This is a genomic window from Castellaniella sp. MT123 (assembly GCF_039614765.1).
Classification (GTDB): domain Bacteria; phylum Pseudomonadota; class Gammaproteobacteria; order Burkholderiales; family Burkholderiaceae_B; genus Castellaniella.
Window position 1 is genome coordinate 2,042,163 of record NZ_CP154879.1, and the last position, 12,393, is coordinate 2,054,555.

General features: G+C 65.6%; 9 protein-coding genes and 1 tRNA gene. 5 read left to right on the plus strand and 5 right to left on the minus strand.

Features of this window, described 5'->3' with window-relative positions; all coding sequences use genetic code 11:
* Nucleotide 1: 1 nt before the first annotated feature.
* From tcuA to ABCV34_RS09565, 3 genes are all read right to left on the minus strand, one after another.
* Nucleotides 2-1,408 carry an FAD-dependent tricarballylate dehydrogenase TcuA gene (gene tcuA, locus ABCV34_RS09555; protein ID WP_345795992.1) on the minus strand — a complete coding sequence of 469 codons (1,407 nt, stop codon included), beginning with the start codon at nt 1,406-1,408 and terminating at the stop codon, nt 2-4.
* Between the two features lie 83 nt (nt 1,409-1,491).
* Nucleotides 1,492-2,475, minus strand: coding sequence for a LysR substrate-binding domain-containing protein (locus tag ABCV34_RS09560; RefSeq protein WP_345795993.1), 984 nt, complete (start codon nt 2,473-2,475; stop codon nt 1,492-1,494).
* Between the two features lie 451 nt (nt 2,476-2,926).
* A tRNA-Lys gene (locus ABCV34_RS09565) sits at nt 2,927-3,002 on the minus strand.
* Nucleotides 3,003-3,075: 73 nt separating this feature from the next.
* Here ABCV34_RS09565 and ABCV34_RS09570 point away from each other — a divergent pair.
* Nucleotides 3,076-3,873, plus strand: a complete 798-nt coding sequence (locus ABCV34_RS09570) for a metallophosphoesterase (RefSeq protein ID WP_345795994.1) — start codon at nt 3,076-3,078, stop codon at nt 3,871-3,873.
* On the opposite strand, the gene ABCV34_RS09575 is transcribed toward ABCV34_RS09570, so the two are convergent.
* Nucleotides 3,859-5,946, minus strand: a complete 2,088-nt coding sequence (locus ABCV34_RS09575; RefSeq protein WP_345798754.1) for a glycoside hydrolase family 31 protein — start codon at nt 5,944-5,946, stop codon at nt 3,859-3,861. The genes ABCV34_RS09570 and ABCV34_RS09575 overlap by 15 nt on opposite strands.
* A gap of 244 nt (nt 5,947-6,190) precedes the next feature.
* Nucleotides 6,191-8,056 (minus strand): FAD-dependent 5-carboxymethylaminomethyl-2-thiouridine(34) oxidoreductase MnmC, encoded by a 1,866-nt coding sequence (gene mnmC / locus ABCV34_RS09580; RefSeq protein WP_345795995.1) that lies wholly within the window; start codon nt 8,054-8,056, stop codon nt 6,191-6,193.
* A 96-nt stretch (nt 8,057-8,152) separates the two neighbouring features.
* Here mnmC and ABCV34_RS09585 point away from each other — a divergent pair, with 96 nt between their 5' ends.
* The 4 genes from ABCV34_RS09585 (at nt 8,153) to mgtE (ending at nt 12,165) form a co-directional block, all read left to right on the plus strand.
* Nucleotides 8,153-8,992 carry an inositol monophosphatase family protein gene (locus ABCV34_RS09585; RefSeq protein ID WP_345795996.1) on the plus strand — a complete coding sequence of 280 codons (840 nt, stop codon included), beginning with the start codon at nt 8,153-8,155 and terminating at the stop codon, nt 8,990-8,992.
* Nucleotides 8,989-10,197 carry a M20 aminoacylase family protein gene (locus ABCV34_RS09590; protein WP_345795997.1) on the plus strand — a complete coding sequence of 403 codons (1,209 nt, stop codon included), beginning with the start codon at nt 8,989-8,991 and terminating at the stop codon, nt 10,195-10,197. Before ABCV34_RS09585 ends, ABCV34_RS09590 begins: the two co-directional genes overlap by 4 nt.
* Before the next feature lie 77 nt (nt 10,198-10,274).
* On the plus strand, nt 10,275-10,667 hold the full coding sequence (locus ABCV34_RS09595) for an acyl-CoA thioesterase (RefSeq protein WP_345795998.1): 393 nt from the start codon (nt 10,275-10,277) through the stop codon (nt 10,665-10,667).
* A gap of 13 nt (nt 10,668-10,680) precedes the next feature.
* Nucleotides 10,681-12,165 carry a magnesium transporter gene (gene mgtE / locus ABCV34_RS09600; RefSeq protein ID WP_345795999.1) on the plus strand — a complete coding sequence of 495 codons (1,485 nt, stop codon included), beginning with the start codon at nt 10,681-10,683 and terminating at the stop codon, nt 12,163-12,165.
* Nucleotides 12,166-12,393 lie beyond the last annotated feature (228 nt).

Sequence of the window (12,393 nt, forward strand, 5' to 3'; positions counted from 1 at the left end):
ATTAGACAGCCGGCGCCACAGCGAGCTGCTTCAGGGCGGTGGCGGCCGCCTGGGAACCGGCGATTCGCCCAAATGCCGTGCCAATACTCATGCCTACTCCGGCGGTGTATCCCTGGCCGAGGACATTGCCCGCCATGACCTCGCCCGCCGCATACAGGTTTTCACTGGCCCGACCACCAAAATGGACGCTAGCCCGCTCGTCCACCTGAACGCCCAGGTAGGTGAACGTGATCCCGGGACGAAGCGCATAGGCATAGAACGGAGGCGTATCCAGCAGTCGCGCCCAATGCGTCTTTGGCGGAACAATGCCTTCGGTATGACAATCGTCCAGCACTTCATGATTGAAGGTCCCGGCCACGCACGCGGCGTTATAGTCATTCACAGTGCGCATGAACACATCCACATCAAGTCCCACACGCCGTGCGAGTTCCTCGAGCGTGTCGGCACGCTCGCCCTTGAAGACAGGCGGCATGAAATGGCCCACTGCCTTGGAGTCGATGACCGAATAGCCGATCTGCCCGGGCTGCTGGGCCACCAGGCGTCCCCAGATCGCATAGCGTTTGGGCCAGAAATCCTCGCCCTCGTCATAGAACCGCCTGGCCTCGCGGTTGACCATGATCCCCAGGGAAACACAATCGATACGGGTGCAAATCCCGCCGTCATACAGAGGGGCGCGCGCGTCGATGGCCACTGAATGAAATTGGGTCGGGTCGCCTATCCTGTCGGCGCCTTGATCCAGCAAGTCACGCAACAGAACGCCCCGATTGAACCGGGTACCACGAATCAGAAAGTTGTCCGCCGGCCACTCGCCCGCTTCGTTCTGACCCCATGCCTCACGCAGCCACTCGCGGTTCGATTCGAACCCGCCGGAGGCGACCACACAGGCGCGCGCCTCGATTCGTTCCTGGCCCACCCAGGCTGCCAGGAACCGCCCGTTTTCCAGTTCCAGCCGGTCGACCATGGCGTCGTACCGGATCTGGACGCCCAACGATTCCGCGCTGCGGTAATAGGCATTCACCAGGGCCTTGCCGCCGCCCAGAAAGAACGCATTGGTCCGGGCTACGTGCAGGGCACCGGAAAGCGGCGGCTGGAAATTCACGCCGTGCTTGCGCATCCAGGGACGGCAGGTCGCCGATGCCCGAATCGCAATTCGCGCCAGGGCCTCGTTGGTACGGCCGCCCGTCACTTTGAACAGGTCCTGCCAAAACTCCTCTTCGGGGTAGGCATCCACCAGCACATCCTGCGGCGCATCGTGCATGCAGCGCAGATTGCGTGTGTGGGAAGAATTGCCGCCCCGCCATTCCCGGGGAGAACCTTCCAGCATCAGTACGCTGGCACCCGCCTCGCGGGCCATCAAGGCGGCGCACAATGCGGCATTACCGCCACCGATCACCAAAACGTCGAGCATGGTTTGCCCTTCAAGGATTGTCTACCCCGAAAGACTAAGCAAGTTCGTCCCTGCTCGCTAGACCGGTGTGGATCAAGCCCCCTTCACGATTCGTGAATGGCGACGCCGGAATCATGCAGCTGACCGGGAGGCCCCGGATCATCCGGGCGGGAGGCCACGGCCCCCAGCCACTTTCCCGCCTCCAGGAGATCACGTGCAACATCACGCACGACGACCCGGGCCGCCAGGGCGGCGGGAGACAGCTCATTTTCGGGCAGGCTAACCAGAAAATTGCGACGGACCAGCCAGGTATCGGTCACTCGCGCCATACGCAGGGGAGACCGGCCCAGTCGATGGACGGCAGCCCCGGGCTGAATCGTCGCCACCAAGCCAGCTCTCACCGCATCCATGAGCACCGCCAGCGAGTCGATTTCCATCGTCACGTTCAGTCCCAGGGACTGTTGATGCGCAGCCGAAGCCAGCACACCGCGCAAGCCATGCAGATGCGTCGGCATGGCCAGCGGCAGCCCGGCCAGTTCAGCCAGCGCAATGTTACGCCGCGCCGGGAAACCGCAAAACCCGCGAGCCGCCATCAGATACAGGGATTCCTCCAGCAACGGCGAGATCGTCCAATGGCGGCCTGATTTTCCGCTGAACAGAATGGCTAGATCCAACTGGCGCGCGTTCAGCATGGCGGACAGGTGGCCCGACAAGGACTCCACCAGATGCAGCCGGATATCCGGATATCGTTCCCGCATCGCCATGATCAAGGGCAATGCCATCACCGATGCGGTCGTTGGCGCCAGCCCGATACTGACATAGCCAGACAGACGCGCCTGCTGCGCCGCGCGCACTGCCTCGTCGAAATGACGCAAGGCGAGCTGCGCCTGCCGAAAGAAGGCAATCCCCGCATCCGTGGCGATCACTCCGGTGTGCGTCCGCTGCAACAGCCGGGTCGACAATTCGGATTCGAGACGGCTGATCTGCTGGCTCAGGGCGGATGTCACCAGGCCCAGCTCACGAGCCGCCTTGCCCAGGCTGCCCTGCTCGATGACGCTGACAAAATAACGCAGTTGTCGGATTTCCATGCGCCGATATTAGCGGAAGATCCCGGGCACAGGGACCCTCCGGATGGCTCCGCTCCCGATGATTTTCACCGGAAGCCCGGGCCGATATCACTCAGCCAGATCTGCGCAGTCAGAAGGCAAGGCGCGATTTGTCGATCCCGACTAAGGCCAGATAACCATTGATCTTCGCCAACGCATCCCGCCAGAGCTTGTCATCCGCCCGGACGACAGAAGCAATTGTTTCAAATGAGAACAAGAATGCGCACAAACACGGATTCACACCCGCCCGATCGGGGCGGCAGAATATCAAGCAGATGTGTGTTGCCCAGACGTTTGGCATCTTCGAGCAACCTGGGCGGTGGCCGCAGGTCGGGTCCGGAGACAGGCCGTGCAGCGGACCGATTGTCTGGCACGACAGACAAGGAAGATTTTTTGACAGTGCCTGGGCCAATGCCAGACACCTGGGAAAATGTGGTGGGTCGTGCGCGGCTCGAACGCGCGACCAACGGATTAAAAGTCCGGTGCTCTACCGACTGAGCTAACGACCCAACATAAGCCTTAAATTTTGGCACTTTATAAGAATATCGTCAAGCGTTACTGAACTCCGGAGACCCCATCGTCATGTCCGACTTTCACGACCACACCACCTTGCGGCTGCGAATCCTGTCCGACCTGCACCTGAGCATGCAGGGGCTGGCACTGCCCGACACCCCAGCCGACGTCACCATCCTGGCGGGCGACATCGCCCGCCCTCAGGCGGCCATGCAATGGGCGGCCAGAATCCGAGGGCCGGTGATCTATGTGCCGGGCAACCACGAATTCTACGGGGGCGATGTTCCCGGGGTCAGGGCCGATTTGGCACGCGCCGCCGCCGAACACGGCATCCAGTTGCTGGATCAGCGGGCGACCGTGATCAACGGCGTGCGCTTCCTGGGCACGACGCTATGGACCGATTTCGAGCTGTTCGGCACCGAACTGCGTGAGCAGGCCATGGAACAGACCGGCCAGTTCATGCGGGATTTCCAGGTGATCCGCAACGGCGACGGCTCTCGTTTCACGCCGAAAGACGCAGTCGCGCTGTTCCGGGAACAATATGACTGGCTGGACCGTACGCTGGACGAGCCGTCCGACGGGCCGACCGTGGTCATCACCCACCACGCCCCCAGCCTGCGCAGCGTGCACCCGCGCTTCGAGGATTCCCTGGTCAGCGCGGGTTTCGTGTCGGACTGCACCGGCCTGATGGGGCGCGCATGCCTGTGGATCCACGGCCACACTCATGACAGTTTCGACTACACCGTGCGCGGTACCCGGGTCCTGTGCAATCCCCGGGGCTATTGCCGCGACGGCGTCAACGAAAACCCGGTCTTCGACCCCGGGTTCTGCGTCGACGTGCCGGTCACGGAATCATCGAGCCCGTGAAATGCGGACTTCGGCGCCGCGGCGTTTGACCTCAAGCCCTTCGGACGGCAGGATACGCAGGCCTTCCAGGCCTTTTATGTAGCTGGAACCCTGCATCTGCATGACGCGGATCTTGTTGCGCATCACGACGGGATTGTGCTCGGGCATGCCGAACATCCAGACCTCTTCCAGGATACGGGCGGAATTGATTTCCCCCGTATGCTGGGCGACAGGCCCCAGGCACAGCATATGGCCCTCGCGGCCGAATACCGGCAGAGTATCCAGCCCCGGTCGCAGCGTCCAGCGCGTGCCGCCCTCGTAGCGCCAGCCGGTATTCAGATCCCACCAGGCGTCACCCTGGGGCAGATAGACTTCGGTTTCGCCCCCCGGCTGCATGACGGGCGCCACCAGCAGGGCCGGCCCCAGCAGGTACTGGGTGTCCCAGACATGGGCGTCCGGATCGGCCGGATACGCCTGCGCCATGGACCGCTGAACCGGCAGGCCGGTGCGCACGGCATCGTCGATGATGCCCGCCACATAAGGCAATAGACGGTAGCGCCACTGCAACCAGTGCTTGATCTTTGCGCGGGTGTCGGCATCGAAGGCATCCGGCATCAGATCGGGATGGCCCTGGAGGCTGAAATTGGCGGAGAACACGCTCATGGCCAGCCAGCGCAGATACAGTTCGGCCGTCATGGATTGGGGGGTGCGTTCGGCGCTGCCCAGGCGATGCGTCTGTACCGCCACCCCGCTATTGCCCACCGACAGGGCAGCGCGCAGGGTTTCGGCGTAACCGGCCCAGCTGTTGTCGACATCGGGCCCCTGCTGCCAGGCGAAACGCTGCACGCCCGGGAACAGGTCACGGCTGAGCATCACGCCTTCCTGGGGTGTGCGTGGCGCTGCGACGGCATCGAACAGGGCGCGGCGCGCCAGGTGCGGATAACTGGTCCGCAGGACGGCATCGGCCTCGCCGCCGCGTGCCTCGATGTTCGCCGGGAAATCGAACTGTGCCTGACAGACCGGCGCATCCAGGCCGTCTTCCAGTGCCTGCTGATGGCGTTCGGTCCAGAGGCGGCCGGCGTCCTTGTGCGTCAGGTCCAGCAGGCCGAAAGGCTGCCCGCCCGACGCGGGCGTCCCGGGACATACCCAGGCCGACCCGTCAGCATCGCACAACAGCCAGCCGCGGTCTTCCCATTCGTCGAACAGCGGCGTGCCCTGCAGCACCCCTGGAATGCAACTGCCCGCCAGATGCACGTCCAGCGCCTCGGCGCCGGTGACCAACGCCCGCCAGTTCGGTTCGCGATCCGACCATTCGAATACGGGCTTATCCGTCTGGAAACCGACGATGGCCGGGTCAGCCAGCCTCAGGACATCCAGCGCCATCCCCTGCGCACGCAAGCTGCGGATCTGCTGCAGGCTCTGTTCCGCCGTCTGACCCTGGGCCTGGTCAAGCCACACCCCCATGGGCCAGAGATTGGGCTGGCCGGCGCGCCCCGTCAACGCGGTGTATTGATTGAGGATCTCGCCGGGTTCGCCGACGAACAGGAACAGATCCAGGCCCGCCCCCCGGGCGCGGATCGTATAGGAGGCCTGCTCGGTCAGGTCATGCTCGACCCGGTCCAGCGTGTTGACATACACCCCCCAGCCGCGCGGGCTCCAGGCCAACGGCAGGCAGCGGTCCGCAGGCGCGTCGGACACCAGAAGCGAGGCCCGCCGGTCCAGATCGCCCAGGGTCTCGCCCAGGCCGAAGAGCCCTTCGTCCTCGTCCAGGGACCATTCGATCCGCCAGCGGGATTCCCCATCGGCATCCGCCACCGGTCGCGCCGACAGTCGGGCCTGTGCCACCCCGAGGTCGCGACACGACAGGCTCAGGACGGGATCGGCCCCGCCGATCGCCAGACAGGCTTCCCCGTGGCTCAGCCGCCAGTGCCCCGGCTCGGGCGACTGGCAGTCGAACTCGCCGACGGCTTCCTGGCGTGCCAACAGCATATCGGCCTGCCGCTGGGCGCGCAGGGTGGGTTTGCCTGGCTCCAGCCAGGTACGCGGGCCACAGCGCAGCCGGAACACACCGGGCGCGTGGGCTTCGATCCGCAAACACCATTCATCTGAATGGTAGGCCCATTCGACGCAGGACGACGTCGTGGTGACCGGGCCAGTCTCGAACAGTTGGTCCGCCAATTCGATGGTGGGCGACACAGCGTGATCCTCTGGGCGATTTGCCCGCATGAGTCTTGGTAAAGGACATTATTCTGACGGATTTACGCCATAAAATAAAATCCGGGCCGGTTTGAGCGTTCCGCATCGACGACCATCGACGTAAATCGGGGATCCCCCCGGATCAGCGCAGTCGGATCCGATGCGTCAGTTCGCGCTCGATCGGCCAGGGCTCGCCATCCAGGCGGGCCGCGATCAGATCCCCCGCCAGCGCGGACCAGCTCAGGCCGCGCGACCCGTAGGCGCAAGCCAGCCACAATCCAGGCTGATGCGGCACCTGATCGATGATGGGCAGATGGTCCCTCGTAGCCACGCGCCAGCCCGCCCAGCCCTGCGGCGCCTCGCGCCCCAACCAGGGAACCGCGCCAGCGGGCAACCACCCACCGATCCGATTCAGAATATCCTGATGGCCGGCCGCGTCGGAGACACTGTCGGCCACGTCGGGCCGATAGGTGCTGCCGACCACCGCCCAGCCGTGCCGTGGCGGCAGGCAATAGCCCTTGCCGGACAGCACGCAGCGCGGCACGGCGGGTTCATCCGGGCGAACGGGATACAGACTGACCTGCCCCGCAATCGGCGTCATGCCCGACAGCACCGGCCAGCCTGACAAAGGCACCACCCCCGCCAACAGCGAGGCCGCGTCGCGGGCATTGGCCAGGACGACCTGATCGGCCCGATCCAGCACGCTGCCCGTCGCATCGATCAGTTGCCAGCCACCATCCGCGCCGGCCCGCACCCGGTCCACCCGAGTCGCGCCGCGCGTCACCCCGAGACCCGACAGCAGTTCGGCTGTCAGGGCGCCGGGACACACCCGCAGCGCCCGGGGAAACCAGAGACCGCCTAACGGTACGGCCACGCCGGCCTGGAAGCTGGCGGGCGACGTATCGAGCCACCGAACCCATTCCGACGGAAACCGCAGGCGCGCCATCGCCTGCCGCTGCAAGGCGGCCTGATCCTGCGTACGCGCGCACACCAGGGCGCCGCAGGGATCGGGGCGGGCATCGTCGGAAAGCGTCCGCCAGCGCGCCCAGGCCCGTTCCAACCCGACGCGGCTCAGGCGCGAGCGGGTGTCGTCATCCGGACTGAGCGCGGGCACCAGGGCGGCGGCGCCACGCAGCCGGTATGCCGGGCCCACGTCCAGCGCGCACTGCGGATCCCACACGTGGACCGCATGGCCACGCGCCGCCAGCGCCTGCGCCACGCCCGCGCCGGCCAGACCACCGCCCACGATCGCCACTCGCTGCCGCCGAGACGCCAAGGGCCCAGCTCCCAGGCCGGGCCGCAGGACCGCCACCGTGATGTCCCGCTTGCCCGCGATGCCGGGCGCCTTGCTGACCAGAAACCCGGCATCGCGCAGATCACGGCGCACCTGCCCGGCCGAACACCAGGTCGCCGCCGTGGCACCCGCCAGCGCCAGGCGCCGCAGCTGGCCGAACAGCGACGGCGACCACATGTCGGGATTCACACGGGGAGCGAAACCATCGAGGAAAAAAGCATCCACGCAGGCCTGGGCCTGCCGCGCCATGCGCCGGACATCGCCAAAGACGAGCGTCAGGCTCAGCCGGCCACCCTCCAGATCGAGCCGGTGCACCCCCGGCAACAGGTCTGGCCAGCACGCCGCCAGTTCACCGGCCAGCGGCCGCAGGGCATCCGGCAGCCGCCCCCAGGCTCGGCACAGGTCGTCCGGGCGGAACGGATGCGCCTCGAAGGCCAGGTAGTGCAGGCGGGCGCTGCGCTGTGCGTCGTCACGCCAGGCCTGCCAGGCAGCCAGGAAATTCTGCCCCAGTCCGAAGCCGGTCTCGCAGATGGTAAAGGCGTCACGGCCCCGCCAGCGTCCCGGCAGGCCATTGCCATGCAAAAAAACATGCCGCGCCTGATCCAGCGCCCCCGCCTGGCCGTAATAAACATCACCATAGCGGTCGCTGCGCGGGGTGCCGTCCGCATCTTCGTGCCAGACCGCGGGTTCCAGAATTTCATAAGGGCCTGACATGCTGATGTCTGCTCCGGGAAGGCTCACGTAAAATGAATGAAACGCCGCATGGGCCGGTAGGCGGCTTCCTGGGCGCAGTACAGGAACGATACTGACATGTTGACACCGCACCTCCTGTCGGCCGACTATCTGGACGCTGCCGTCACAGCCGCCCACGCAGCGGCTGCCATTTTACAAACCCATGCCGTCCACCATTCCGACCTGGTCATCGACACCAAGCAGCGCAACGACCTGGTCTCCCAGGCCGACCGCGAGGCCGAACAGACCATCATCGAGATCCTGCGCAAACGCACTCCCGACATCGGCATCGTGGCCGAGGAATCGGGCGGACAGCCGGGCGCCAGAGCCACATGGTGCATCGATCCTCTCGACGGCACCACGAATTTCCTCAGCGGCATCCCGCACTACGCGGTGTCCATCGCCCTGATCGGCCATGCCGGCTGCCGGCCCGACGGGCAGACGCCGCTGCCGCAGGACACGCCACTCATCGGCGTCATCTACGACCCGAACCGGGAAGAACTGTTTTCCGCCCTGTACGGCATCGGTGCCTGGCTCAACGGCCGGCGCATCCGGTGTTCGAATACCCGCTCGCTGGACCAGTCGGTCCTGGCCACCGGCTTTCCCTTCCGCGATTTTTCCTTCGAACACCAATACATGCCCGGCTTTCTGGATGCCATGCACCAGACGCGAGGTGTCCGCCGCTTCGGCTCGGCCGCCCTGGATCTGGCCTGGACGGCCTGCGGGCGCTACGATGGATACTGGGAAATGGGCCTGGCTCCCTGGGATGTGGCGGCCGGCACCGCGCTGGTACGCGCCGCGGGTGGCGTCTGCGAGGACATCCGCGGCCAGGAACCCTGGCCCGAAGGCGGCTATGTCGTGGCCTCCAACGCCCATATCGCCACGGAACTGGCTACGCTGATCACGAAACACTTATGAAACAGGCACTTCTCGACACGCTGGATGGCTGGCTGCCCGACATGACCGACATCCGGCGATCCATCCACGCCTGGCCCGAACTCGCCTTCCAGGAAGTCCGGACAGCGGACACGGTCGCCCGCCTGCTGGAATCCTGGGGTATCGAGACGCACCGCGACCTGGGTGAAACCGGTGTCGTCGGACGCATCGCCGGGCGCAAGCCGGGCAGGTCCGTGGGCCTGCGCGCCGACATGGACGCACTGCCCATGCCCGAGGCCAACACCTTTGCCCACGCCAGCCGCAACCCGGGCGTCATGCACGCCTGCGGCCACGACGGACACACGACGATGCTGCTGGCGGCAGCCCGCCATCTGGCCGAATATCCGGACTTCGATGGCACGGTCCATGTGATCTTCCAGCCCGCCGAGGAAGGCGGGGGCGGTGCCCGGCGCATGATCGAAGACGGCCTGTTCGACCAGTTTCCCATGGATGCGGTGTTCGGCATGCACAACTGGCCCGGGCTGCCGGTGGGCACCTTCGGCCTGACCCCTGGGCCCATCATGGCTTCCAGCAACCGCTTCGAAATCATCCTGACCGGTCGCGGGGCACACGGGGCCATGCCGCACCTGGGGGTGGACCCCATCATCGCCGCCGCCCAGCTGACACTGGCCTTCCAGACCATCCTGACGCGCGACCAGGACCCGCTCGACCCCGGGGTCATCAGCGTGACCCAGATCCACGCGGGATCGGCCGATAACGTCATCCCCGACCAGGCGGTCCTACGCGGCACGGTGCGCACCCTGGGCACCGAAGTCCTGGACCTGATCGAAACCCGCATGCGGGACATCACCCTGCACCTAAGCCAGGCCCTGCGCTGCACGGCGGAATTCCGTTTCAGCCGCGAATATCCCGCCACCATCAACCATCCTGCGGAAACGGCGCTGTGCGCCCGGGTGATGACCGATCTGGTCGGTGCCGACCAGGTCCGCAACCCGGTCCGCCCGTCGATGGGCGCCGAGGATTTCGCCTTCATGCTGCAGGCCAGGCCCGGCTGCTACGTCTGGATCGGCAACGGCACGGGCGACCACCGGACCCCGGGTCACGGCCTGGGCCCCTGCACCCTGCATAACGGCAGCTACGACTTCAATGACGCCCTGATCCCGCTGGGCGCGGCGTATTGGGTGATGCTGGCGCGGCGGTATCTGGAAACAGGCACCGGCGCCTGACGTAAAATACGCGCTGCACCGCTGCACCCGCCTGCACGCGACCGAACTGCTGGCGCAGCCCATCCGCCGAGGTCCCCATGTCCGACACCCTACCCTCCCATCATCGCCCTGCCGTCCTGCGCGTGATGCCCATGCCGGCCGACGCCAACATCCACGGCGACGTCTTCGGGGGCTGGATCATGTCCCAGGTGGACATTGCCGGATCCATCCCGGCGGCACGCCGCGCCGGCGGCCGCGTCGCCACGGTGGCGGTCAACGCCTTCACGTTCAAGCAGCCCGTCTTCGTCGGCGACCTGCTCAGCTTCTACGCGGAAATCACGCGCTCCGGGCGCACGTCGATCACCGTCGACGTCGAGGTCTATGCCGAACGGCAGCGCCTGGAAACCGAAGTGGTCAAGGTCACCGAAGCCACGCTGACCTACGTCGCGACCGACGAAAACCGTCACAGCCGCCCGCTACCCCCAATCTGAGAAGACCGCACGCATGGCCGACCAACCGGTTTCCGACACCGCCACGCCTGTTGTCATCCCCCGACGCCTGGACCCGGAAGACGCCCAGCAAGCCCTCCAGGAACTGCAAGCCATCCTGAAGCGCCAGGAAGTCGTGGAATCGCTCGCCCAACGGCAGCCGGAATCCGACGACGAGGAAGCATCGAACCTGCTCGAAGGCATGCTGCAGCGCCAGCACGAGGACGAGATCCGGCAGATCATCAACGCTCTGCACCCAGCCGACATCGCCTTCATCCTGGAATCGCTGCCCGTCGCGCAACGCCAGATCGTCTGGCAACTGGTCAGCCAGGAATACGACGCCGACGTGCTGCTGGAGGTCGAGGACTGGGTCCGCGAGTCGCTGATCCAGTCCATGGACCACGAGGACCTGATCGCGGCGACCGGCACCATGGATGCCGACGAGATCGCCGATCTGGCCCCCGATCTGCCCGCCGAGGTCATTTCCGAAGTCCAGAAGGGGCTGACCGACGCCGAGCGCGCCCAGCTGATCGCCGCCATGGGCTACCCCGAGGACACCGTCGGGGCAATCATGGATTTCGACATGGTGCGCGTGCGCGAGGACGTCACACTGGAGGTCGTCCTGCGCTATCTGCGCCGTCTGCACGAGCTGCCGGACCACACCGACCAGATCTTCGTGGTGGATCGCACCGATCAGCTGCGCGGCACGTTGTCGCTGTCGCGCCTGCTGGTCAGCGAACCCGACACGCTGGTCAATACCGTGATGGAGCCCGACGTCCTGAGCCTGAATCCCATGGATTCGGACGCCGATGCCGCCGGGGCATTCGAGCGCTACGACCTGGTGTCGGCGCCGGTGGTGGACGAGCAGGGCCGCCTGATCGGCCGGGTCACGATCGACGAAGTCGTGGACGTGCTGCAGGAAGACTCCCAGGAACAACAACTGTCGCGCGCCGGCCTGCAGGAAGAAGACATCTTCGCCCCCGCCCTGTCAGCGCTGCGCAACCGGGCGCCCTGGCTGCTGGTCAATCTGTGCACGGCCTCCATCGCGTCGCTGGTGGCTTCCCGTTTCGAGGAAACGGTCAGCCACATCGTGATCCTGGCGTTCCTGATGTCGATCGTCGCCGGGATCGGCGGCAATTCGGGCAATCAGACGATGACCATGATCATCCGCGCGATGGCCACGGGCCGCGTGACAGGCGCGAATGTCTGGCAGCTGGTCAAACGCGAGCTGCAGGTGACGTTCATGGTGGGCGCCTGCGGCAGCCTGGTGGCGGCGACGTTCGCCTGGGTGATTTCGGATTCCTATGCGATCTCCGGCGTGATGATGGCGGCAATGGTGGGCAACATGCTGATCGGCGCGACGCTGGGGGTGCTGATCCCGCTGCTGCGCGACCGCTTTGGAAAGGACCCGGCCATGGGATCGTCGGTGCTGCTGACGTTCGCAACGGACTCGCTGGGTTTTTTCCTGTTCCTGGGACTGGCGACGGTGTTCCTGCTGTAATTCTTATGTGACAGCTCGGTCACGTGGTGCCTGTTTTTGCGCGCCACATGACCTGACGAAAAAGACCACGAACCACAGCCGCACGACATGCCACATCAGCGCACGTGCCCAAATCTCGTCAGGGGTTGTCCCGAGGCCGCTCCGGGCGCTGTTGGAGTCCGCCGGCCAGAAGGCCATTGAAGGGGAGGCAAGCGAGCCACCGTTCAAGCGGGACGCTTGTGGTCAGTC